23 protein-coding genes are annotated in these 22,991 nt (G+C 64.1%); 9 read left to right on the forward strand and 14 right to left on the reverse strand.

From position 1 onward, the window contains the following. Positions 1 to 12: 12 nt before the first annotated feature. From HB860_RS01985 to thpR, 9 genes are all read right to left on the reverse strand, one after another. Positions 13 to 360: a putative quinol monooxygenase gene (locus HB860_RS01985; protein ID WP_139434066.1), complete on the reverse strand. Its 348-nt coding sequence runs from the start codon at positions 358 to 360 to the stop codon at positions 13 to 15. A 20-nt stretch (positions 361 to 380) separates the two neighbouring features. Then, on the reverse strand, positions 381 to 1,235 hold the full coding sequence (panC, locus tag HB860_RS01990; RefSeq protein WP_247625579.1) for a pantoate--beta-alanine ligase: 855 nt from the start codon (positions 1,233 to 1,235) through the stop codon (positions 381 to 383). Between the two features lie 102 nt (positions 1,236 to 1,337). Further along, positions 1,338 to 2,132 carry a 3-methyl-2-oxobutanoate hydroxymethyltransferase gene (gene panB, locus HB860_RS01995; protein WP_247625580.1) on the reverse strand — a complete coding sequence of 265 codons (795 nt, stop codon included), beginning with the start codon at positions 2,130 to 2,132 and terminating at the stop codon, positions 1,338 to 1,340. Between the two features lie 18 nt (positions 2,133 to 2,150). After that, the gene (gene folK / locus HB860_RS02000; protein WP_247625581.1) at positions 2,151 to 2,648 is read right to left on the reverse strand and encodes a 2-amino-4-hydroxy-6-hydroxymethyldihydropteridine diphosphokinase; all 498 of its coding nucleotides are present in this window, start codon (positions 2,646 to 2,648) and stop codon (positions 2,151 to 2,153) included. A gap of 10 nt (positions 2,649 to 2,658) precedes the next feature. Further along, positions 2,659 to 4,131 (reverse strand): polynucleotide adenylyltransferase PcnB, encoded by a 1,473-nt coding sequence (gene pcnB, locus HB860_RS02005; protein WP_162519105.1) that lies wholly within the window; start codon positions 4,129 to 4,131, stop codon positions 2,659 to 2,661. Positions 4,132 to 4,274: 143 nt separating this feature from the next. After that, the gene (gene gluQRS / locus HB860_RS02010) at positions 4,275 to 5,177 is read right to left on the reverse strand and encodes a tRNA glutamyl-Q(34) synthetase GluQRS (RefSeq protein WP_282101138.1); all 903 of its coding nucleotides are present in this window, start codon (positions 5,175 to 5,177) and stop codon (positions 4,275 to 4,277) included. 112 nt (positions 5,178 to 5,289) lie between these two features. Beyond that, on the reverse strand, positions 5,290 to 5,739 hold the full coding sequence (gene dksA, locus HB860_RS02015) for an RNA polymerase-binding protein DksA (RefSeq protein ID WP_005329052.1): 450 nt from the start codon (positions 5,737 to 5,739) through the stop codon (positions 5,290 to 5,292). A 125-nt stretch (positions 5,740 to 5,864) separates the two neighbouring features. Further along, entirely contained in the window at positions 5,865 to 6,602 is a 738-nt protein-coding gene (sfsA, locus tag HB860_RS02020) for a DNA/RNA nuclease SfsA (RefSeq protein ID WP_139434071.1), read from the reverse strand. Further along, complete coding sequence (gene thpR, locus HB860_RS02025) at positions 6,599 to 7,144, reverse strand: RNA 2',3'-cyclic phosphodiesterase (protein WP_247625582.1); 546 nt, start codon at positions 7,142 to 7,144, stop codon at positions 6,599 to 6,601. Before thpR ends, sfsA begins: the two co-directional genes overlap by 4 nt. Positions 7,145 to 7,379: 235 nt before the next feature. Between thpR and hrpB the strand changes: the two genes are divergently transcribed. The 3 genes from hrpB to gloA2 all read left to right on the forward strand — a co-directional run bounded on the left by hrpB (position 7,380) and on the right by gloA2 (position 12,855). Further along, positions 7,380 to 9,827: an ATP-dependent helicase HrpB gene (hrpB, locus tag HB860_RS02030; protein ID WP_247625583.1), complete on the forward strand. Its 2,448-nt coding sequence runs from the start codon at positions 7,380 to 7,382 to the stop codon at positions 9,825 to 9,827. A 253-nt stretch (positions 9,828 to 10,080) separates the two neighbouring features. Next, the gene (gene mrcB / locus HB860_RS02035) at positions 10,081 to 12,402 is read left to right on the forward strand and encodes a penicillin-binding protein 1B (protein WP_139434074.1); all 2,322 of its coding nucleotides are present in this window, start codon (positions 10,081 to 10,083) and stop codon (positions 12,400 to 12,402) included. A gap of 42 nt (positions 12,403 to 12,444) precedes the next feature. Further along, on the forward strand, positions 12,445 to 12,855 hold the full coding sequence (gene gloA2 / locus HB860_RS02040) for an SMU1112c/YaeR family gloxylase I-like metalloprotein (protein WP_247625584.1): 411 nt from the start codon (positions 12,445 to 12,447) through the stop codon (positions 12,853 to 12,855). A 66-nt stretch (positions 12,856 to 12,921) separates the two neighbouring features. On the opposite strand, the gene HB860_RS02045 is transcribed toward gloA2, so the two are convergent. Together HB860_RS02045 and HB860_RS02050 are read right to left on the reverse strand one after the other, a co-directional pair. Next, positions 12,922 to 13,242 (reverse strand): SMR family transporter, encoded by a 321-nt coding sequence (locus HB860_RS02045; protein ID WP_025328187.1) that lies wholly within the window; start codon positions 13,240 to 13,242, stop codon positions 12,922 to 12,924. Beyond that, on the reverse strand, positions 13,230 to 13,622 hold the full coding sequence (locus tag HB860_RS02050; protein WP_139434076.1) for a DMT family transporter: 393 nt from the start codon (positions 13,620 to 13,622) through the stop codon (positions 13,230 to 13,232). The genes HB860_RS02045 and HB860_RS02050 overlap by 13 nt, the downstream gene beginning before the upstream one ends. Positions 13,623 to 13,780: 158 nt before the next feature. Here HB860_RS02050 and HB860_RS02055 point away from each other — a divergent pair, with 158 nt between their 5' ends. After that, complete coding sequence (locus tag HB860_RS02055; protein WP_247625585.1) at positions 13,781 to 14,662, forward strand: LysR family transcriptional regulator; 882 nt, start codon at positions 13,781 to 13,783, stop codon at positions 14,660 to 14,662. A gap of 63 nt (positions 14,663 to 14,725) precedes the next feature. Here HB860_RS02055 and HB860_RS02060 read toward each other — a convergent pair whose 3' ends face one another. Further along, entirely contained in the window at positions 14,726 to 15,241 is a 516-nt protein-coding gene (locus HB860_RS02060) for a DUF2937 family protein (protein WP_247625586.1), read from the reverse strand. Positions 15,242 to 15,451: 210 nt separating this feature from the next. Between HB860_RS02060 and HB860_RS02065 the strand changes: the two genes are divergently transcribed. Further along, positions 15,452 to 16,135, forward strand: a complete 684-nt coding sequence (locus HB860_RS02065) for a phosphatase PAP2 family protein (protein ID WP_247625587.1) — start codon at positions 15,452 to 15,454, stop codon at positions 16,133 to 16,135. A gap of 279 nt (positions 16,136 to 16,414) precedes the next feature. Continuing rightward, positions 16,415 to 17,332: a sulfite exporter TauE/SafE family protein gene (locus HB860_RS02070; protein WP_247625588.1), complete on the forward strand. Its 918-nt coding sequence runs from the start codon at positions 16,415 to 16,417 to the stop codon at positions 17,330 to 17,332. 38 nt (positions 17,333 to 17,370) lie between these two features. On the opposite strand, the gene HB860_RS02075 is transcribed toward HB860_RS02070, so the two are convergent. Both HB860_RS02075 and hemL read right to left on the reverse strand, forming a co-directional pair. Then, on the reverse strand, positions 17,371 to 18,195 hold the full coding sequence (locus tag HB860_RS02075) for a hypothetical protein (protein ID WP_247625601.1): 825 nt from the start codon (positions 18,193 to 18,195) through the stop codon (positions 17,371 to 17,373). A gap of 210 nt (positions 18,196 to 18,405) precedes the next feature. Then, positions 18,406 to 19,692 carry a glutamate-1-semialdehyde 2,1-aminomutase gene (hemL, locus tag HB860_RS02080; protein WP_247625589.1) on the reverse strand — a complete coding sequence of 429 codons (1,287 nt, stop codon included), beginning with the start codon at positions 19,690 to 19,692 and terminating at the stop codon, positions 18,406 to 18,408. A 223-nt stretch (positions 19,693 to 19,915) separates the two neighbouring features. On the opposite strand from hemL, the gene clcA reads away from it, so the two are divergent. The 3 genes from clcA to erpA all read left to right on the forward strand — a co-directional run bounded on the left by clcA (position 19,916) and on the right by erpA (position 22,530). Then, the gene (clcA, locus tag HB860_RS02085; protein WP_247625590.1) at positions 19,916 to 21,310 is read left to right on the forward strand and encodes a H(+)/Cl(-) exchange transporter ClcA; all 1,395 of its coding nucleotides are present in this window, start codon (positions 19,916 to 19,918) and stop codon (positions 21,308 to 21,310) included. 87 nt (positions 21,311 to 21,397) lie between these two features. After that, positions 21,398 to 22,090 carry a DUF6776 family protein gene (locus tag HB860_RS02090; protein WP_202047152.1) on the forward strand — a complete coding sequence of 231 codons (693 nt, stop codon included), beginning with the start codon at positions 21,398 to 21,400 and terminating at the stop codon, positions 22,088 to 22,090. Between the two features lie 89 nt (positions 22,091 to 22,179). After that, on the forward strand, positions 22,180 to 22,530 hold the full coding sequence (gene erpA / locus HB860_RS02095; protein ID WP_025328177.1) for an iron-sulfur cluster insertion protein ErpA: 351 nt from the start codon (positions 22,180 to 22,182) through the stop codon (positions 22,528 to 22,530). Positions 22,531 to 22,991 lie beyond the last annotated feature (461 nt).

A 22,991-nucleotide genomic window follows, 5' to 3' on the forward strand; every position in this document is an offset into this window, starting at 1 on the left:
TTGAGATCTGCCTCAGAGGGCAGGGGCGTCATAGTCTGCCGGCTCGTCGCTGTAGACGCAGACGTTCCACTTGGCCGCCAGCCCCTCTTCGGCCAGACAGTAACGCTCGAAGAAGGCCTTGATCTCGGCGCGCTGGCAGTGGGCCTCGAAGCTGGCCATGTCTTGCCAGATCTCGTTGAAGACGATGGGGAAGCTCTCCCCCTCGGCGAAGGGGCTGGCAATGTGGCGGGTGACTCTGTACTGCAGGCAGCCGTCTTCCCTCAGGGTATTGGGCTCCAGCCCCTGCAAGACCTGGAACAGGGCCTGTTCCTTGCCCGGCTTGGGCAGGAACTGGGCGATGCAATAAACCTTCTTGGACATCTTTGTCTCCTTGCCGTGTCTCAGCCCTGAAGGGTGACGACACTATTGTCGATAAGGCGGGCCTTGCCCAGATACGCGGCCATCAGGATCACCAGCCGCTTGCTGGCGGCGCTGGCCGATTCGAGGGTGTCGGCGTCGACGATGTCGATGGCGTCCGTCCTGAATCCGGCGTTGTCGAGACGCTGGCTGGCCTGGGCCACCAGGGAGGGCAGGTGGTGGTTCCCCGCCTCTATCTGCTCGGCTATCCAGTTCATGGTGCGCGCGAGCTCGGGGGCCAGGGCGCGCTCGGCAGCGGTCAGGTAGCCGTTGCGCGAGGAGAGGGCCAGCCCGTCCTCGGCCCGCACCGTGGGCACGCCGACTATCTCGACCGGCATGGCCATGTCGGCCACCATCTTGCGAATGAGCGCTAGCTGCTGGTAATCCTTCTGGCCGAAGCAGGCCACGTCGGGCTGCACCAGATTGAACAGCTTGGTGACGACAGTGCTGACACCGCGGAAGTGCCCCGGGCGCAGCGCCCCTTCCAGCAGGCCGGAGAGACCCGGCACCTCGACGAAGGTCTGGCTGGCCAGCCCGTGGGGATACATCAGCTCCGGGGTTGGGGTGAACACCAGATCCACGCCGGCGGCCTCGAGGGCGGCGCAGTCCTGCTCCAGGGTGCGGGGATAGTTGGCGAGATCCTCGGCCTTGTCGAATTGCAAGGGGTTGACGAAGATGCTGACGACCACCTTCTCGCCGTGGCTGCGGGCCTCATCGACCAGGGTGAGATGGCCCAGGTGCAGATTGCCCATGGTGGGCACGAATGCGATGGCGCGGCTTTCGCGGCGCCATTGGCCGATCTGTTCACGCAGAGCGGCAGGATTGTTCACAACCAACATCAACAGTTCACCTTCGGATAGGTCAATAAAACAGGGATTGCATAGGCCAGAGAGGGAGGCGAAACGGGGGCCTAGCCCCCGTTGCGGTTCATGAGGCCAGGATCAGTTGAAGCAGTGCTCGGGACCGGGGAAGGTACCCTCGCTCACCTGCTGCACATAGAGGCGGATGGCGGCGCGCATGTCACCGGTCTCGGCCAGGAAGTTCTTGGTGAACTTGGGCACATAGCCGGAGGTGATGCCAAAGGCGTCGTGCATCACCAGGATCTGGCCATCGGTGGCCGGGCCCGCGCCTATGCCGATGACAGGGATGCGCAGGGCCTTGCTGATGCGCTCGGCCAGGGCGACCGGCACGCATTCGAGCACCAGCAGCTGGATGCCCGCGGCTTGCAGCTCGAGGGCCTGGCGGTAGATCTCCTGGGCGTGGAACTCGTCGCGCCCCTGCACCTTGAAGCCGCCGAACACGTGGACGGATTGCGGGGTCAGCCCCAGGTGACCACAGACAGGCACACCGTTGCGGGTCAGGTGGCGAATGCTCTCGCACAGCCAGTCGCCCCCTTCCATCTTCACCATGCGGGCGCCAGCGGCCATCAGCTTGGCGGCGTTCTGGTAGGTCTGCTCGGGAGTGGCATAGCTCATGAACGGCATGTCGGTGACCACCAGCGCCTTGCTGGCGCCACGCACCACGCAGCGGGTGTGATAGACCATCTCATCCATGCTGACGGCCAGGGTGTCGTCCCCTCCCTGCAGCACCATGCCGAGGGAATCACCGATGAGCAGCACCTGGGCATCTTCGTCGTCGAACAGCTTGGCGAAGGTGGCGTCATAGGCGGTGATGGCGGTGATTTTTTGTCCGTCCTGCTTCATCTTCTGCAGGTCGGTGATGGTGATCTTGCTCATTACGTTGCTCCTACTCGTCTACTCACCCGTGGCATCGGCAAGGATCTCGAGACCATTGCGCGGGCAGCGGGCAACCAGTTCGGTGAGCGGGGTGCCGCAGGGCAGCACCAGGGCGGGGGCGATTTCGGCAAGGGGCAGCAGGACGAACTCCCGCTCCTTCATGCCGTAGTGGGGAACGATCAGGCGTTCATGCTGGATGACTTGCTCGCCGTACAGCAGCAGATCCAGATCCAGGGTTCTTGGACCCCAACGCTCGTCCTTGCGCACACGTCCCTGTTCCCGCTCGATTTTCTGCAGTTGATCCAGCAAAGCCAGGGGGCCGAGCCGGGTATGAAGCCGCACCACGGCATTGACGTAGTCCGGCTGATCCGCAGGGCCCATGGGGCGGCTGCCGTAAAGCTGCGAGGCCTGTTGCAATGCGGATTCCGGCAGCCTGCCCAGGGCGGCGACGGCCTGTCTGGCCTGGGCGACGGGATTGCCCAGGTTGGATCCGACGGCAACGAAGACCTCGATCATCGGGTGGCCTTTATTCTGCCGCTTTCGGCTTGCGACGACGGGGGCGACGGCGGTTGCGGCTGTTGCTGCCACGTTTCTCACCGTCTCCGCGCGGCTCGGCCGCCGGGGCTCGCTCACCGCTTGCCGGGCGGCGGGTCGCTTCCCGTTGCAGTTGCGGACGCACATCCGGGTTGGAGGCCACATAGCGCTCCCACCAGCTGGCCAGCTCGCCGAGGCCACGCTCGACCCGGTTGCGCAGCAACAGGAAGTCAAAGGCAGCGCGGAACTTCGGATGCTCCATGGCGCGCTCGGGGTGACGACCCTGGCGACGGGTCAGGCGCTGTTGCAGGGCCCAGATGTCGCGCACGTCCGTGGTGAAGCGGCGCGGCACGGCGATGATCCGCACCTGGGCATCCAGCACCTCGTTGATGGCCAGCATGAAGGCGTCGTGCCAAGGCAGGCCGCTCTCGTTTTCCAGCACCCGGGCACGGGCCTCGACGGCGCCCCACAGCAGGGTGGCATAGAGGAAGGCCGGGGTGACGCGCTTCTCTTCACGGACCCGGGTATCGGTATCCATCAACGCCAGCTCGATGAACTGCTCGTAGGGGGAGTTGCCGTTGGGGGTGAACAGGGCGGCGACCTGGGGGAACAGGGGCTGGAACAGCCCGTATTCCCGCAGCAGCTTGTAGGTGGCGAGACCGTCACCGGCCAGGAACAGCTTGAGGGTCTCCTCGAACAGGCGGGCGGCCGGAATGTCCTGCAGCAGGGGCGCCAGTTCCCGGATGGGGGCGGCGGTGCGCGGGCTTATGGTCATCTCCAGCTTGGCGGCGAAGCGCACGGCGCGCAGCATGCGCACCGGATCTTCCCGGTAGCGGGTCTCGGGGTCACCGATCAGCTCCAGCTTGCGCTCGGCAAGATCCTCGATGCCACCCTCGAAGTCGTGCAGGGTGAAATCCTTGGCGCTGTAGTAGAGGGCGTTGACGGTGAAGTCGCGACGTTCGGCATCCTCTTCTATGGTGCCGTAGACGTTGTCGCGCAGCAGCATGCCTTCATCCGACTGGGCCGATACGTGCTTGCTGGTATTGACCTGATGGTGGTGACCACGGAAGGTAGCCACTTCGATCACGTCACGACCAAAGACGATGTGAGCCAGGCGGAAACGACGGCCGATCAGGCGGCAGTTGCTGAACAAGGCCTTGATCTGCTCAGGCGTGGCATCGGTGGCGATGTCGAAATCCTTTGGCGTTTTCCCGAGCAGCAGGTCACGGACGCCGCCACCCACCAGGTAGGCTTCGTAGCCTCCCTTGTTCAGGCGGTAGAGCACCTTGAGCGCATTCTCGCTGATCTCTTTGCGCGAGATGGGGTGCTGGTCACGGCTCAAGGTTCGACGTTGACCGGCGACACGGGCTGGAATGGGAGACTCCATCGACTGCTCGCCGTCTTCCTTGCCGAGCACCTTGCGGCAAAAGTTTGCGATCTGGGAAAAAATGGTACACCTCTTCATGACTTCAAATTGACGGGAGGCCAAAAAATAGCGGCCTATCATAGCTCAGGCCCGACCAAATGAGAAACGCTGCGGTCTGCTTCCCCGATCCGGACCCGGTGACACCAGAAACGCGATGGTCTGCCCTTGCTCTGGGGGCCTGCCTATCTTGCCCCCAGCACTATCTTCTGCTGGCGGGGAACCCGGGCCAGCTGCCAGTGGGCAATGCCCCAGGCGATGATCTCGTCGACGGTATTCTCTCTCAGGCAGGGCGACGGGCACTGGCCGAGGAAGGCGAGGGCCTGCCACAGGGCGGGCCTGACGTCATCCTGTGCCAGCGCCGGCGCGTGGTTCTGCTTCGACAGCTTGTTGCCATCCGCCAGCACCGCCAGCGGCAGGTGCACCCAGGCGGGGACGTCCGCACCCAGGGTCTGGTAGAGGGCAATCTGGCGCACCGTGGGCTCCAGCAGATCGGCGCCGCGCACTATCTCCGTGATGCCGCTGTCCATGTCATCCACCACCACCGCCAGGTTGTAGGCGTAGAGCCCATCCCGGCGGCGCACGATGAAGTCCTCCTCGGCGAGCGCCGCAGGCACAGCGATATGGCCCTGCAGTTGATCCTCGAAGTGGTAGACCGGATGGTGCTGGCGCAGGCGGGCGGCGCAGCCCTCTGCGGTCAGCCCCAGGGTGCGGCAGTGGCCGTTGTAGAAGCCGCCCGCCGCCATGATCTCGCGCCGGGTGCAGCGGCACCAATAGAGATCCCCGGCCCGGTAGAGCCCCTCGATGATCTCGTCGTAGCGCCCATGGCGCCGGCTCTGGTACATCACCTCCCCATCCCAGCCGAGGCCATGGGCCTCCAGGGTCTGGAGGATGAGCCCGCTGGCCCCGGCCATCTCCCGCGGCGGATCTATGTCCTCGATGCGCACCAGCCAGCGCCCCTGTTGCGATCTCGCCTGCAAGAAGCTGCCGAGGGCGGCGACCAGGGAGCCGAAGTGGAGCGGACCGGACGGGGAGGGGGCGAAGCGTCCCACATGGGGTCGGACAGGGGAGGAGGGGGTCATGGCCATGGGAATTCGGGTAGACGATGCATTGAGGCTGCATTCTGGGATGGTCGTGGGAAAAGCTCAATAAAAAAGGGAGCCTGCGAGCTCCCTTTTTTGTCCATGTCGATGGGCGGCATCAGCCAGCCATCTGTTTTTCCTTGATTTCAGCCAGCGTCTTGCAGTCGACACAGAGGTCGGCAGTCGGACGGGCTTCCAGACGACGAATACCGATTTCGATACCGCAGTGTTCGCAGTAGCCAAAGTCGTCTTCTTCGAGCAGCAGCAAGGTCTTCTCGATCTTCTTGATCAGCTTGCGTTCACGGTCGCGGGTGCGCAGCTCGAGTGCGAACTCTTCTTCCTGCGCGGCGCGATCGACCGGATCCGGGAAGTTTGCAGCCTCATCCTTCATGTGGTCGACGGTGCGGTCAACTTCCTGCATCAGTTGGTTGCGCCAGGCTCCCAGGATCTTGCGAAAATGTACCTTTTGTTGGTCATTCATGTACTCCTCACCGGCTTTTACCTGGTAAGGCTCTACACCCGCAATGGCCAGGGGGCCCAGAGATTTCCTGTTTTCGCCTGTTGGCATGCCCTGTCTCCTAATTCAGCACGCTACCCGTGCCATCCATAAATTGAGGGCGGTATCTATAGCAGAAGGGTCAACGGGAGGCAAACAAGCCTTGTCAATAATGTTACCCACTCCAGCATTTATTCTCAGCCCTCGGGTAGCAGATGGTCAGATTCAAATGGAATAAAATCTTGAGCCACCATGCCCTGCACCCCAACATGGGGGCGATAGCATAAAATTTCAACCCCTGCCGCCATCGCCTGCTCAACAAGCTGACTATAGTGCGGATCTATATGGGCTGCAGGGCGCATTCTCGCGATGCCGGAGTGCAACACCATGAACAGCAGCACGGCTCTGTGCCCGGCCGCCTTCATGGCCATCAATTCACGCAAGTGCTTGGCGCCACGGGCGGTGACCGCATCGGGAAAGTAGCCCATGCCCGCTTGTTCCCGCTCGTCGAGCAGGGTGACGGATTTCACCTCTATGTAACAACTTGGCCTGTGATCATCCTCCAGCAGCAGGTCGATGCGGCTGTTCTCCTCCCCGTATTTCACCTCGGTGCGCAGCCTGGCATAACCCGCCAGCGGCGCCAGCGCCCCTTGCTCGATCAGCTCCCGGGCGATCTGGTTGGCCCGCGCCGTGTTGACGCAGATGAAGTGACCCGCCGGACTCTCGGCTATCTCCCAGCTGTGGGCCAGCTTGCGCTTGGGGTTGCTTGAGGTGGAGTACCAGACCCGGGTGCCCGGATCGGCACAGCCCGTCATGGCACCGGTATTGGCGCAGTGGAGGGTGATCACCTCGCCGTTGTCGAGCTGCACATCGGTCAGGAAGCGCTTGTAGCGGGCGATGAGCAGACCGGATTGCAAAGGGGGATCGAAAATCATGGGGTCAGCTCCTCGCTGTTGGTCTCTTTGATGCGGGCACGCAGGGGCCAGCAGGCGATGGGTTCATAGCTGACCCCCTGCGGGGTGCTGACGGACTGGTAGAGGCAGAAGCTCTCCGCCTGCAGCACAAGATCGGGGGCGGGCAGCGCATACGGGGCCTCGCCGGCCTTGCGCGACAGGGTGACATGGGGGCGGTAGCCCTGTTCCCCGTTGCCAAGCCCCAGCTTCTCGCCGTGGCGACGCAGGGCCCTGGCGAGGACGTTCAGCTCGTTTGGCCACTCACTGGGTCCCACCCAGGCGGCTTTGGCACGCTGAAACCAGCCTGTCTGATCCAGATGGACGCTGAAAGGGGGGCAGCGCTGCTGCCCGGCGGCGGCGATCAGCCTGGCCTGGGTGGCCTCGTCGGCCTCGCCGAGAAAGGCCAGGGTCAGATGCAGATTGCGCTCGGGCACCGGCAGGCCAGGCCAGGGTCGCCGTTCGCGCCAGTCGATCAGGGCGGGGGCAAGCTGATGCAGGGGCAGGGCAAAGAAGAGTCTGGGCATGCGCAGCGTCGGTCCTCGTGGTACTCACATGAAAGGGCCATTCTATGGCAGCTCGTCTGCGGATGTCTCCTGGTCGCGTCTCGCGCCTGTCCGGGCGTGGCTGTCGTACCGGCGGGGACGTCCCGGGTCTGCCCCAACCGGTTGGCGCGCCCCCGGCACGGCTGCTGACGGTGGGCGGCTGGCTGTGGCAGAATGGGCGCCGTTTTCATGGTCACCACAGAAGGTCTTCGCCGTTTTGTCCCAACTCCCCATCGTCTCTGTGCTGCCCGAGCTGTTTGATGCCATCGACAGCCACGCCAGCGTGATACTGCAGGCCCCCCCGGGGGCGGGCAAGTCGACCCTGCTGCCCCTGGAACTGGTGCGCCGAAACCGGCTGCCCGGCCGCATCATCATACTGGAGCCCCGCCGCCTCGCGGCGCGCAACATAGCGGGTTTTCTGGCGCGCCAGCTCGGGGAGAAGGTGGGGGAGCGCATCGGGCTGCGGGTGCGGGGCGAGAGTCGCACCAGTGCCGCGACCCGGCTCGAGATAGTGACCGAGGGGGTGCTGACCCGGATGTTGCAGCAAGACCCCGAGCTTAGCGGCGTCTCGCTCGTCATTTTCGATGAATTCCACGAGCGCAGCCTGCATGCCGATACCGCCCTGGCATTTGCCATCGAGAGCCAGCAGGGGCTGCGCGATGATCTCAAGCTGCTCATCATGTCCGCCACCCTGGAGGGCATGGCGCTGGAGGCCCTGTTGCCGGACGCCCCTGTGATCCGCTCCGAGGGGCGCGGCTTTCCCATCGACTACCACTACCGCCCCGCCAATCGCCAGCAGTGGCTGGAGCCCCAGGTGGGCGCCGTGGTGCTGGAGGCGCTGGCGGCCCACGCCGGCAGCACCCTGGTGTTCCTGCCGGGACAGGGGGAGATAGAGCGGCTCGCCCAGTGGCTGGAGGGGCGCCTGCCGGATGACGTGCGCCTCGCCCCCCTCTACGGGCGTCTCGACATGGCGGCCCAGCAGGCGGCCATCGAGCCCGCTCCGGCGGGGCGTCGCAAGCTGGTGCTCACCACCAATGTGGCGGAGACCTCCCTCACCATAGAGGGGGTCTCTGTGGTGATCGACAGCGGGCTGGAGCGGCGCGCCACCTTCGATCTGAGAAGCGGCGTCACCCGGCTGGAGACCCGTCAGATTGCCAGGGCCTCCGCCACCCAGCGGGCCGGCCGTGCCGGCCGTCTCGGCCCCGGGGTCTGCTACCGGCTGTGGAGCGCCGAGGTGCAGGAGCGCCTCGCCGAGCAGAGCCCGCCGGACATCCTCACCCAGGAGCTGACCGGCCTGCTGCTGGACGCCGCCCAGTGGGGGGCCAAGGTAGAAGATCTGCCGCTGCTGGACATGCCCCCCGCCCCTGCGGTGGCGAGCGCCCGTCGCCTGCTGGTGGCCCTTGGCGCCATGAAGCCGGAGGCTGAGCAACAACTCACTCCGGCTGGCCGCACCATGGCCGCCTTCGGCACTCATCCCCGTCTGGCGCGCATGCTGTTGCGGGCCCGGGAGCTGGAGGCCGAGGGTCTGACAGGGATTGTCGCCGATGCGGCATTCCTGGTGGCGCTGCTGGAAGAAGATCTGCGAGGATCTGAGCGCCTTTCCGTGCTCTTCCATCGCCGTCTTGGTGCCCTGCGTCAGGGGGCCGCCCGCTGGTTCGAGCGGCTGGGGGCCCGCCCTGCCGGCGCCCAGGGGCAGTGGCTGGGGCTGCTGTGCGCCCTCGCCTGGCCGGACAGGATCGGCAAGCTGCGCGGCGGCAGCCGCTATCAACTCAGTGGTGGGATCAGCTGCGATCTGGTAGAAGGTCACCCATGTCAGGGACAAGGGGCCCTGATCGCCATCGAGATGGGGCAGAACGATCGCGGCAGCCGCATCTTCATCGCCGAGCCGGTGGCGCTGGACGAGCTGGTGCGCCAGCTGCCGGAGCTGGTGAGCGAGCGCCAGTGGTTCGACTGGGACGAGCGCGAGGAGCGGGTGCGGGCCGAGCGCCAGCAGGTGATCGGCGAACTGGTGCTCGGGCAGCGGCCGCTGACCGATCTCTCCGACGAGCAGAAGGGGCGCTGCCTGTTGCAGGGCATTCGTCGCAAGGGGCTGCACGTGCTGCCCTGGGACGAGGGCAGTGAAGGCTTGCTGGCCCGATTGCGCTGCGCCCGCGACTGGCTGCCGGACGAGGGCTGGCCCGCCGTGGACGACGAGAGTCTGCTGGCCCGGCTGGAGGAGTGGCTCTTGCCAGCCCTGAGCGGCATGACCCGGCTGGAGCAGCTCAAGAGGCTCAACCTCTCGGATCTGCTGCGCCAGTCCCTGCCCTGGCCCTTGCCAAAACGGCTGGACGAGGCGCTGCCGAGCCACTTCAGCGCGCCGACCGGCAGCCGGGTACGGATCCGCTATCAGCCGGGGCAGGCCCCGGTGATCCCGGTGCGCATCCAGGAGATGTTCGGGCAGGGCACCACCCCCTGTGTGGCCGATGGCCGGGTGCCCCTGGTGGTGGAGCTGCTCTCCCCGGCCCAGCGGCCGCTGCAGATCACCGCCGATCTCGCCGCTTTCTGGGCGGGCTCCTACGAGCAGGTGAAGAAAGAGATGAAGGGGCGTTACCCCCGTCACTACTGGCCGGACAATCCCCTGGAGGCCATGCCGACCAAAGTCACCAAGAAGAAGATGGGGTTGTAGGTGGGGGCTGGCATGGGGAAGCCCAACGCCAGCAGACGGCCCTCACCCTCTCCCAGGGGGAGAGGAACCGAGCGAGCCTGGTGTTTGCCCCCTTCTCCTCTCCCTTTTTCAACGACAGGGGAGAAGGGCTGGGGATGAGGGGGCATCCCTTTGTCTGGCGAAGCGAAACCCAGGATCCAGGTTCGATTGGTTAAGCCCGATCGGACGTTCGCGCATGCGACATCACAAGTAGAAAGGAAAGCAAAGAGGAATTATGGCAACGCAACAACGCAAGCGTACCCCCAAGAAGGCGGCGCCCAAGCGCACCATCTGGCGCACCCTGTTCTGGCTGGGCTTCAAGCTCTCCCTGGTGGTGGCGGCCTTTATGGTGGTGTTCGGCATCTATCTGGATACCAAGGTGCGCGAGCGTTTTGACGGGGAGAAGTGGCAGTTGCCCGTGATGGTCTACAGTCGCCCGCTGGAGCTCTACCCCAGCCAGCGCCTCTCCCAGACCCAGATGCTGCGGGAGCTCAACATGCTGAGCTACAAGCAGGTGCGCCAGCCCCACACCCCGGGGGAGTATGCCGTGAGCGGCAACCGCATCGAGCTGGTCCGCCGTCCGTTCGAGTTCCATGACGGCGCCGACGGCGCCCGTGGCCTGCGCCTCACCTTCAACGGGGCGCGGCTGGAGGGGATCCAGTCCCTGGAGAACCAGCGTCAGCTAGGTTATGCCCAGATGGACCCGGTGTTGCTGGACCGCCTCAACACAGAGGATCGGGAGGATCGCCTGCTGGTACGCCTCTCCGAGGTGCCGGACAGCCTGCTGGTCACCCTGCTGACCACAGAGGATCGGGACTTCTACCAGCATGGCGGCGTCTCCCCGGTGGCCATCATGCGCGCCATGGCGGCCAACCTGCTGGCGGGTCGCACCGTGCAGGGGGGCAGTACCCTCACCCAGCAGCTCGCCAAGAACTTCTTCCTGACCCGGGAGCGCAGCCTGTGGCGCAAACTGCAGGAAGCCTATATGGCGGTGCTCATCGACTATCGCTACAGCAAGGACGAGATCCTGGAGGCCTACCTCAACGAGGTCTATCTGGGGCAGAACTTCTCCCAGGGGGTCTATGGCTTTGGGCTCGCCTCCTACTTCTACTTCGGCATCCCGGTCAACGAGCTGGACATCGATCAGGTGGCCCTGCTGGTGGGCATGGTGAAGGGACCCTCCTATTACGATCCCTGGCGCTTCCCCGAGCGGGCCAAGGCGCGTCGGGATCTGGTGCTCAAGCTGCTGATGGATCACGGCAGCCTGACCCAGGCCGAGTATGAGCTGGCCAGCAAGCAGCCCCTTGGCATCATCACCCGGGGCCAGATGAGCTATGGCCGCACCCCGGCCTTCATGGGGCTGCTCAAGCGGGAGATCCAGAACCGCTTCGGCCCGGATCTGCTCAAGCAATCCGGCCTCAAGATCTTCACCAGCCTGGATCCCATCGCCCAGCACGCCGCCGAGCAGGCGGTGCAGACCGGCCTTGCCACCATAGAGAAACAGCGCGGCAAGAAGAAGCTGGAGGCGGCCATGGTGGTCTCCGACTGGCACAAGGGCGAGGTGGTCGCCATGGTGGGGGGACGGGATCCCCGTTACGCCGGCTTCAACCGTGCCCTGGATGCCCGTCGCCAGATAGGCTCCCTGGTGAAACCGGCTGTCTATCTCACCGGTCTCTCCAACGGCCTGACCCTGGGCACGCCGCTGAAGGATCAGCCGATCCGCATCCGCGGTCAGGATGGCCAGATCTGGACGCCGCAGAACTACGATCGCAAGTTCCGCCAGAGCGTGCCGCTGATGGAGGCGCTCGCCAGCTCCCTCAACGTGCCGACCGTCAACCTGGGGATGCAGGTGGGGCTCGACAAGGTGGTGGACACCCTGCACAAGCTGGGGGTCCAGCAGGAGATCCAGCCTTATCCGTCCCTGGTGCTGGGGGCGGTAGCACTCTCCCCCATGGAGGTGAACCAGATGTACCTGCCCATCGCCAACCAGGGGCTGACCCAGCCGCTGTCGGCCATCCGCGCCGTGGTGAACGGCGATGGCAGCCAGCTCTATCAGCATGACGAGACCGCCAAGCGGGTGACGGATCCCCAGGCCAGCTGGCTGACCCTGTTCGCCATGACCAAGACGGTGAGCCAGGGCACGGCCCGGGCGCTCGGCGCCAAGTTCCCCGGCGCCACCATGGCCGCCAAGACAGGGACCACCAACGAGCTGCGGGACTCCTGGTTTGCCGGTATGGACAACAACGAGCTGGTGAGCGTCTGGGTCGGCCGGGATGACAACCAGCCCGCCGGGCTGACCGGGGCCAGCGGTGCCTTGCAGCTGTTCAGCGGCTACATGAGCCAGCGCGGCGTCAACAGCCTGGGGCTGAAGATGCCGGAAGGGGTGAGCTGGGCCAGCTTCTCCCGCGCGAGCGGCGCCCGGGTCGCCAGCGACTGTCCCGGCAGCCTGCAGGTGCCGGCCAAGCTGGCGGGGCTCGGGGCTCCGGCAAGCTGCGCCAGCCCTGTCTCCAACCCGGTCAACGCGCTGGATGACTGGTTCGGCGGCTTCTTCAACTAACGAAAACGGGCGGCCCTGGCTGCCCGTTTTACAAGGATTGTCATGACACTTCCCCTGCTCGGCGGCATTCACCATGTGGCCATCATCGCCAGCGACTATGAGCGCTCGCGCCATTTCTACCACCAGGTGCTGGGGCTGCCCATACTGGCGGAGACCCTGCGGGAGGCCCGCCACTCCTGGAAGCTGGATCTGGCGCTGCCGGATGGCAGCCAGCTGGAGCTGTTCAGCTTTCCCGCCCCTCCTGCGCGCCCATCCAGGCCGGAGGCGTGTGGCCTGCGGCACCTGGCGTTTCGGGTGCAGGCGCTCGATCCCGTCATTGCCCATCTTGAGCGCCACGGGGTGGCCGTGGAGCCGGTACGGGTGGACGAGCTGACCGGCAGTCGCTTCACCTTCTTCGCAGACCCGGACGGCCTGCCGCTGGAGCTCTACGAGGTCGATGCGGAGCTGGCATGAGCGGGCTTTGCTCATGAGTGCGCAAGAAAGCCGCCCGGCGAACACCGGGCGGCTTTTTTCATGGGGTCAGGCCGTGGTCAGCAGGGCCACGGCGACGGCCATCACCAGGATGCCGACCCAGCCGACGGGCTTGAGGCGCTCGCCAAACAGCAGCAGGCCGCCGAGGGCGGTACCCAGGATGCCGATGGCGCCCCAGGTGGCATAGGCCACGGCGAGATCTATCCTGCCGGTGCTCACCGCCTCACTGAGCAGGGTAAAGGCGCAGAGCACCAGCAGTATGCCGAGCAGGCCCCAGCCCTTGTGGCGAAAACCGAGGGAGCGGTTGATGGCCATGTTGGCCCCCACATCCAGCAGGGCTGCGCCCAGTACGATGATCAACGGGTGCATGGAAGCTCCTTGGCCGTAGTTGCATCAAGCGGCTCGGCATGGGTTTCCCCCAGGGTCACCATAACAATGCCCACTATTGCCAGCGCCAGCCCTATCCACTCCTGCACACTCAGCTCGTAGCCCAGGAACAGCACGGAGACGGCGGTGATCAGGGCGATTCCCAGCCCCTCCCACAACGCGAACGCAATACCAATGGAGATTGTTTTGGCGGCCTTGGCCAGCAGCAGGTAGGAGAGGGCGATGAGCAGCCACATCGGCAGATGGTGGAGCCAGCCGGTCTCACTCTCCGGGATCAGGGCCATGGTGGAGGTGCCTGCCACCTCGGTCAGGATGGCCCCCGTCAGGAAGAGGCGGGCCAAAAGCAGGGGACTGAATGACATGGGGTTTCCTTCTGTTGCTGCGACGAGGGAGAGGATAGCCGCAGCCGGGGCAGAGCTGGGTATCGCTGAGCGTCGATAATTACGGCGCTACGGGTTTGCCTTGGGGAAGGGGGGCGGCGTAAGGTGAAGATGGAACAAGCTGCCACCAGAGCGCGATCATGAAGCTTTATCAGATACAACTCTTTGTAGAATCAGCAGACAGTGGTTCGATTGCCAATGCCGCCAGACGCCTTGGCAAGAGCCGGAGCGCCGTCAGCACGGCGATCGCCGCCCTGGAAGTGGAGCTTGGCGTCGACCTTTTTGAACGAGGGGCCAACCAGAGCCGACTCACCGAGATAGGGGAGCAGGTGCTGGACGACTGCCGGCGGCTGCTGCAGGCGGCCAACAGCCTCAAGCTCAAGTGCGAGCACCACGCCTCGGGGGCCGAGGTGGCGCTGCGGGTAGCGCGGGATGACGCCATCCCGGAGCCGGTCTGGCGCGAGATGCTGGGGGCGCTGCGCCACCAGTTTCCCGGCACCAGCATCTCCCTGGTGCTGGCCTCGCCCCCCGAACTGCCAGCCTTGGTGGAGGAGGGGTTCGTGGATGCCGCCTTCGGCCTCATTACCGAGGATCAGGAGCGTAGCGGCCTCAACATAGACGTGCTCAACCCCATCCGCACCCTGATGGTGGTGGCGCCCAGCCACCCGCTGGCGGGGTTGAAACGGGTGCTGCAACAGGATCTCACCGATCAGACCCAGGTCACCCTCTCCTATGTGGACGAGTTCTCGGTCAAGAGCCTGCTCCCCATCGGCGGCCAGCACATCGGGTTGTCGAGCTTCGAGCTGATGCGGGATGCCGTGCTGGACGGTCTCGGCTGGGCGGTGCTGCCCTCACCGCTGATCCAGAGCCAGCTGCGCCAGGGGGAGCTGCTGACCCTGAAGCATAAGTTCAGCCTGCAGTGGCGCGATTACGGGGTCTATCTGTCGGAAAACGCCCATCACGGCAAGGTGCTGGCCTGGCTGAAGAAGGCCATCGAGGCCTACCTCGAACCCTTCGAGTAGCCCCTTTCGGGAGGAGAACGACAACAGGGGCCGCTGGCCCCTGTTGCTTGAGACGGCCAGGGGTCAGCGCAGGGTGTGACGGGGGGCGGGCTGGCGCTGGCGAAAGGGCAGCAGGAGCAGGCCGAGCAGCAGGTCCCCCAGCAGGGACGCGAGCAGTCCCGCCGCCACGCCGCAGAAGATGGCGGCCTGCTTGAGGGGCACCACATAGCCGTAGTTGCGCAGGGTGTCCTGCCAGAGCTGGGAGTCCGCCTGCAACAGCAGGTGGGAGACTTGCAGGTACCAGGGCCTATCCTGGAAGGCGCGCTCCTGCTGCAGGTGGCGCTGCTGGCTCACCAGTTGCTGCAGGCTGGTGGCATCCTGGGTGAAGACGGGATCCTGGCTGGCGCCGTAATGGGCGACCAGGGCATCGAGATCGCCGCCAAAGTGCTGATCCGCAGTGCGCTGGAAGGGGGCCAGACTGAGGCCGGCCTGCTGCAGGCGCGCATCCAGCCGCTGGTAGTAGAGATCGACGATCCCCGGTATCTGCACGCCCGCCAGCAAACCGAGGGCAAACAACATCATGCGAAGGTAGCTGCGCATAGCCATCATCCTGAGTAAAAAAAGCCTCATACTAGCCGCAAGCCCCTGGCGCGCCAAGGTGGTGCTGGCCGTTCCCGCATCCGGAGGTGGCTGGGCGGGTATAAACAAGATTCAATAGAGCATTGCTTGTTACATGAATTCTTACATTTTTGTGATTCAAGTCACCGGGAGGCTGGCCTAGAATCACCGCTTTTTGAAGGAAGACTCGGCATGAGCAAGTTCATACCTTTCTATCTGATCGGGGGCCTGATTGCCCTCAGTTGGGCCACCCTGCCGGGTCATGGCCCCTGGGATCACTGGGATCTCGCCACCTTCCAGCTGGTCAATGGCTGGCTGGGTGAATCCGCCCGCTGGGCCGATCTGGTGGCCATCACCAACAATCGCCTGTTCGATCTGGCCGCCCTGGGCTGCATGGGGCTGATCCTGGCCACCTGCTTCTTCCGGGCCCGGGGGGAGGGGCGCCGTCGCCTGGTGGCCATGGGGATCGTCATGTTGCTGGGGGCCCTGGTGATCAATCAGCTCGGCCACCTGCTGCCGGTCAGCCGTCCCAGCCCCACCCTGATGGTGGACGGGGCACTGCGGCTGACCGAGCTCAGCACCATCCCGACCAAGGACTCTGCGGGCGACAGCTTCCCCGGTGATCATGCGCTGTTTTTGATGATCTTCGCCGGCTTTGCCCTGCGTTACCTGCCGCGCCGGGCCGCGGTGATCGCCGTGCTGATGGTGCCCCTGTTCTCGGCCCCCCGCATCCTCGCCGGTGCCCACTGGCTGACGGACGTCTATGTCGGTGCCCTCTGCCTCGCCCTCATCTGCCTGCCGCCCTTGCTGCTGACCCCATTGTCGGATCGGCTGATCGACCGCCTGGCTCCCAGGCTGCCCCGCTGGATCTCCTGAGGCCGCTGCGGCCGGGATGACGGAAGGCAATAAAAAGAAGGCGGGTGACCGCCTTCTTTTGCTTATGCCCATCGGTGCTGTGGTCGTCGCGAAATGACCAGGACTACGCCCGATGAGTGCGGGCTTGCGCCCTCAACGACAAGTATTGGCAGAGTCATTCGAGCTTTACCATCAGAAACTGACGGGGCAAAACGTTTGCACTCGATGAAAGCGTGATCCAGACCAGGATCTTTTCTGTGGGCTGCCTTAGAATCGCCGCCCGTTGCTGGAGGTCCCCCTATGCTTGTCACTTTTCTGCGCCTGTTGTTTATCGGTTGCGCCCTGGTCTTTATCTTCATGTTGGTCCACGCCTGGTGGCACAAGCGGCGCCGGGGCGAGCTGGAGTCCACCCCCTTCTGGCCGGTGGCGGCCATCGGCTTCGTCGCCAACTTTCTCGACACCCTTGGGGTCGGCAGCTTCGCGGTCAAGACCGCCTGCTACAAGCAGTTCAAGCTGATCGACGATCGCCTGCTGCCGGGCACCCTCAACGGTCAGTGCGTGCTGCCGACCGTGACCCAGTCCCTCATCTTCATCGGCGTGGTCAAGGTGGATCCGCTCACCCTCATCAGCATGATGGCCGCCGCCGCCGCGGGCGCCGCCTGGGGGGCCCGTCATGTGGCCTCGTTCGATCGCCAGACCATCAGGCTGGTGATGGCTGTCTCCCTGCTGGTGGTGGCCGGACTCATCTTCGCCGGCCTGCTGGGTCTGTTCCCGCTCGGGGGCGAAGCCATGGGGCTCAGTGGCTACAAGCTGGGAATAGCCCTGCTCGGCAACTTCCTGTTCGGGGTGCTGATGAATGTGGGCATAGGGCTATTCGCCCCCTGCATGACGCTGGTCTATCTGCTGGGGATGAACCCGCTGGCGGCCTTCCCCATCATGATGGGGTCCACCGCCGTGCTCAGCGTCTTCTCGGCGGGCACCTTCATCCGCAAGGGGGCCTTCGATGCCAGGGCCGTGCTGGCGGTGGCCCTCTTCGGCCCCATCGGCGTGGTACTGGCGGCCATGCTGGTACAGTCCATGGACATGGAGATGCTCAAATGGCTGGTGGCCTTCATCGTCATCTATACCTCCTGGACCATGTACGCTTCCTGGCAGGCGGCGCGCCGTCAGCCCATCCAGGTTGAAGCACAAGCCCAGCTGAGTGAGGCTCCCCGCTAGCCGTCTCCAATCCGCAGGAAGCCTGTCAGGGCGAGGAGTTATCTCGCCCGTCTGAAGCCACTGCGTCGCCGAGGCAGAAGGCCTGCCCCAGACTCGCCGTCACTGGTCAGGGGCCGCTGACTGGAGGCGACCAGGGCGGCCTCGGCCTTGGCCCCGAGGAAGACATAGAGCCCCAGCGCCAGCAGCAATCCCACGGCGCAACCCATCACCCCCACCGCAGGCCAGAGCAGTTCGTTCTGGCCGAGGGATCCCTTGAACAGCAGCAAGAGCCCCTCGATGGAGACCGCGATCAGGATGGCGGCGATAAAGCGGGTGATGGTGCGGCGAATGGCGCTGTGGCGGAAGATGTCCTTATGCAGCAGCACCTCCTCCTCCAGTATGGTCTTGCCGAGATCGAACACCGCCAGCGCCAGGGTCAGGAAGATGATGGCGCTGAAGGCGCCGAGCCGGTTCTGCTGGGTGCCGCACAGCAGCAGATAGAGCTGCTCGAGGCCATGCCAGATCAGGGTTCCCACGATGAGAAACAGCGCCAGGCTCAGGATCACGTAGACGGCCCTGAACCAGGGGATGGCGCGGCGCCGCTCCCTGTCCCCCATCAGCCAGGCGATCAGATGGTGCAGATTGATCTCAAGCTCGCGGCCATGACCCTGCACCCTCAGTCGCAACTGCCCCTGGGGGGCCGGAATGGGGGGCAGGATCCTCGCGCTTGCCTGGCTCTGGCCCAGGCTCTGCACGCTCAGCACGAAGGGATAGCCCTTGAGGGCCTCCTGGGGGAGGGTGAGCAGCCCCAGCAACAGGGGGGTCAACTCGGTTTCGTACTCCTGATAGCGCCGCAGCACATCGATGGGGCTCATCTCTGCCATATGGACCTCGGTCAAGTGGGCTCCTGAGTCAGGCAGTGCAAATAGTGGGCCCGCTTTATGACAGCCTGTGTGGCCGCGAATGCACCAGCAAGTGGCAAACGCCGGCGAGAAGAGAGAGGGGGCTGCACCAGAAGGGGGCTCTGGCAAGGCGAGGCGACAGAGGTAACAAAAAAGGGCCCTTCGCGGGCCCTTGGTTCATGCTGGCAGGGCTCAGCCCGCCAGTTTGGCGAAGCTGCGCTCGGCGGCGGCCAGGGTGTGTTCGATCTCCTTGTCACCGTGGGCCAGGGACAGGAAGCCCGCCTCGTAGGCACTCGGCGCCAGATAGACACCCTCTTCCAGCATGAGATGGTAGAAGCGCTTGAAGCGCTCCATGTCGCAGCGGGTGACCTGCTCGTAGCGGGTGATCTCGCTCTCTTCGGTGAAGAAGAAGCCGAACATGCCGCCCACATGGTTGATGGCGAGCGGGATGCCGTGCCTGGCGGCGGCCGCTTTCAGCCCTTCCGCCACCCGCGCCGTCTTGGCGCTCAGCTGCTCGTAGAGACCCGGCTCCAGCAGCAGGTCCAGCATGGTCAGGCCGGCGGCCATGGCCACAGGGTTGCCGGAGAGGGTGCCCGCCTGATAGACGGGGCCGGTCGGGGCTATGTATTGCATCACCTTCTTCTTGCCGCCGAAGGCGCCCACCGGCATGCCGGCCCCGATGATCTTGCCGAGGGTGGTCAGATCCGGGTCTATGTTGTAGTGACCCTGGGCGCCGCGCAGGGAGACGCGGAAGCCGGTCATCACTTCGTCCAGGATCAGCAGGGCACCGAACTCGTCGCAGATGGCGCGAAGTCCTTCCAGGAAGCCGGGCACCGGCGGGATGCAATTCATGTTGCCCGCCACCGGCTCGACTATGATGCAGGCGATCTCGCTGCCGTACTGGGTGAAGGCCTCGCGCACCGAGTCCAGATCGTTGAACACGCAGGTGAGAGTGTGCTTGGCAAAGTCGGCCGGAACGCCCGGGCTGTTGGGCTGACCCAGGGTCAGGGCGCCGGAACCCGCCTTCACCAGCAGGGAGTCGGCGTGGCCGTGGTAGCAGCCTTCGAACTTGACGATCTTGTCCCGGCCGGTGTAGCCACGGGCGAGGCGGATGGCGCTCATGGTGGCTTCGGTGCCGGAGTTGACCATCCGCACCTGCTCCATGGAGGGGACGATCTGGCGTACCTTCTCGGCCATCAGCACTTCGATCTCGGTGGGGGCGCCGTAGCTCAACCCCTTCTCAACGGCCTTGATGACGGCGGCCTTGATGGCCGGGTGGTTGTGGCCCAGCAGCATGGGGCCCCAGGAGCCGATGTAGTCCACATAGGCCTGACCGTCCACGTCATAGAGGTAGGCGCCGTCGGCACTCTCGATGAAGCGGGGTGTGCCGCCGACCCCATTGAAGGCGCGGACCGGTGAGTTGACGCCGCCCGGAATAGTCTGGCGGGCCTGTTCAAACAGCTGATCTGATTTTGACATGGATCATCCTTAATGGGATTTTGGTCGTCACCCGGGCGCAGGCGGTCGATTGCGGCTCGGCAGGCTGTGGTGGGAGGAGTATGCTTTGCGCTCTCGCCACCCGGACTCCCGGTCTGCACCCGTGATAAATGAAACGGGCCGACTATAGCAGAAAGGCCCTGTGCTGGGCAGCCGAGCCGAGGCCGGGTGTTTTCCGACCCTCGTTAGATGAGCGTGAATACCCATGGTGCAACAAGCTATCCCCCCTCGCGAGGCGACCACACAAGGTCGCCCTCCTGCCCTGCAGCGCCTGATCCAGCGGGACAAGATGCCGCTGCTGGTGCTCTTGCTGGCCGCCCTGGTCGGGGTTCTGGCCGGACTGGTCTGCGGGTTGTTTGAATCCGGTGTGCATTGGTTGGCACAGCAGCGAGTCCTGCTGCTGGCGGATCGCCCCTGGTGGCAACTCGGTCTGCTGGGCTTTGGCTTCAGCGCCCTGCTGGGGTTTGTCGGTTACTTCCTCACTCACACCTTCGCCCCGGAAGCGGGTGGCTCCGGCATTCCCGAGATCGAGGGGGCCATGGACGAACTGCGTCCGGTGCGCTGGTGGCGGGTCTTGCCGGTCAAGTTCTTCGGCGGCATCTGTACCCTGAGTTCCGGCATGGTATTGGGGCGGGAGGGGCCCTCGGTACAGATCGGCGGCAACCTTGGCAAGATGGTGGCGGACATCTTCCGCCTGCCGAAGGAACATGGTCACGCCCTGCTGGCGGCGGGGGCGGCGGGTGGCCTGGCCGCCGCCTTCAACGCACCGCTGGCGGGGATTCTCTTCGTGATGGAGGAGATGCGGCCGCAGTTCCGTTACTCCTTCCTCGCCATCAAGGCGGTGGGGATCTCGGCCGTCATGGCGACCCTGATGCTGCAGAACATGAAGGGGCAGGCGCCTGTCATCAGCCTGCCCCACTACGACGCCCCGGCCCTGAAGGCGCTCTGGCTCTTCCTCTTCATGGGGGGCTGTTTCGGCGTGTTGGGCTTCGTGTTTAACAAGCTGGTGCTCGCCTGTCAGGACGGTTATCTGGCCCTGCACCAGAACAGGCGTCACCGCTTCGTCGCCATCGGCATGCTGGTGGCGGGTACCTTCGGTGTGCTGTCGCTGTTTGCCCCCTCGCTGACCGGTGGGGGAACCGAGCTGATCCCTCATCTGGTGGGGAGCGACTATGGGATGGCGACCCTCTTCCTCATCTTCTCGGTGCGACTGATCGCCACCCTCGTCTGTTTTTGTTCGGGCGCCCCCGGCGGCGTCTTCGCCCCGACCCTGGCACTCGGCACCCTGTTCGGGGTGGTCTTCGGTCACCTGTTCCATGCGGCCTTTCCCGATCTGGGCATAGAGCCCGGCGCCTTCGCCATCGCCGGCATGGGAGCGCTGTTTGCCGCCACAGTGCGGGCCCCCATCACCGGCATAGTGCTGGTGACCGAGATGACGGACAACTATCAGCTGATCCTGCCCATGATGATCACCACCATAGGGGCCACCCTGGTGGCGCAGTGGTTGGGAGGGCGTCCCATCTACTCCCAGATCCTGGAGCGAACTTTACGACTTGCGGCGCGTCAAAAGCGGGGAGACGGCAGCGTGGCTGCCAGTTAACTCCTTGTTTATCCGCATCAATCCGGCAAGGTCGCGTATAGTGAAGGGAAACAGGCCGTGGTATGGCGTGCTAATAGAAGAGGCCCTATGTCCCAAATCGTGAAGGTATTGGTGGTGCTGGCGGTGGGGGCCTGCATCGGCTATTTCATCGGGAACCGGCAAGAGCTGGCACAGAGCAGTCTGCTGACGGTGCAGCAAGAGACCCTGGAGCGGCAGAGCAAGGCCATAGGCCAGCTCAAGACGGATCTGGGGGTCAAGGAAACCTTGCTGGCGACCCAGAAGGCGGCTTTCGAACAGTTGCAGAAGACCCTCAAGGATCAGGAGGCCCAGGTACAGGAGCAGAAACGCCAGCTGGCCTTCTTCGAGCGGATCATGCGTCCTACCGGTGATCAGGTTGGGGTGACCATCGACAACCTGACCCTGCAGGAAACCAGCGTGCCGGGTCGCTATCACTATCGTCTGGCCCTGACCCAGCCCGCCAAGAAGCGGGAGCTGTTCCGGGGCCAGGTACAAATCAGGGTCGAAGGCAGTCTGGCAGACAAGCCCAGGATCCTCAGCGGGCGTGAGCTTGGCATGAAGGTCGGGGAGGGGCGCTATGCGCTGCGCTACTTCCAGCTGCTCGAAGGCAACTGGCAACTGCCGACAGGCTTTGTGCCGGATCGGGTGAGGATCATCATCGCCAAGGAGGGGCGCCAGCCGGCCCAGGAGTTGCTGGCGGAGTGGAGCGAGGTACTCAAGCCCCTGGTGACTCAACCAGCCCCCTTGCCCGTGGTGCAGTAAGAGAGTGGTGAATACTTGAACTAAATGGTCGGGTATTGGATAATTTCGCGGTTTCCATGTTTGTGGATGTAATGGTTGTGAGGTCAGTAATGAGTGCAGTAGCAGAAGCCCCGTTGCCAATCCAGATGACGGATGCGGCGGCGAACAAGGTAAAGACCTTGATTACCGAAGAAGAAAATCCCGAGCTCAAGTTGCGGGTCTACATCACTGGGGGGGGCTGCTCCGGTTTCCAGTACGGTTTCACCTTTGACGAAAAGATCAACGACGGGGATACCGTGGTTGAGAAGAGCGGCGTGACCATGGTGATCGATCCCATGAGCCTGCAGTATCTGGTTGGTGGCAGCGTGGACTACACCGAAGGTCTGGAAGGCTCCCGCTTTACCGTGACCAACCCCAACGCCTCGACCACCTGTGGTTGCGGCTCCAGCTTCTCCATCTGATTGGTCAGCAGCACACATTTGAAAGGGTCCGGCAGGGCCCTTTTCTATTTGCGCATCTCCCCCTCATATATGAACCCTCTCTATATAGAGCCGGCAGCCTGGTCTGAGCGGCCCGGGTGCTGCCGAAAGTGACCTCTTATGAGCCCTATGGCGAAGGTGTTTTGCACGATCTGGTTGCGGATTAAACACTTGAACGTCTTTCTCAAAAAAACACATAGTTTTTGCTTGTCAGAAAGAATCAGATCCCTATAATGCGCCTCCATCAGCACGGCGCAGTGCGCTGCTGGTCTGGCTTGCAAAGCAACCCAGTGAGGGTTATAGTTTCAAACCCTGCTCTTTAACAATTTGAATCAAGCAATCTGTGTGGGCACTCACAGCATCGAGCATCAAAAACAATTTTTGATTTTCAATGTCTGGTGAAGTGACCAAGACAACTTCGGTTGTCACAGTTTATTTCAGCA

Source organism: Aeromonas genomosp. paramedia, from assembly GCF_023093515.1.
Classification (GTDB): Bacteria; Pseudomonadota; Gammaproteobacteria; order Enterobacterales; family Aeromonadaceae; genus Aeromonas.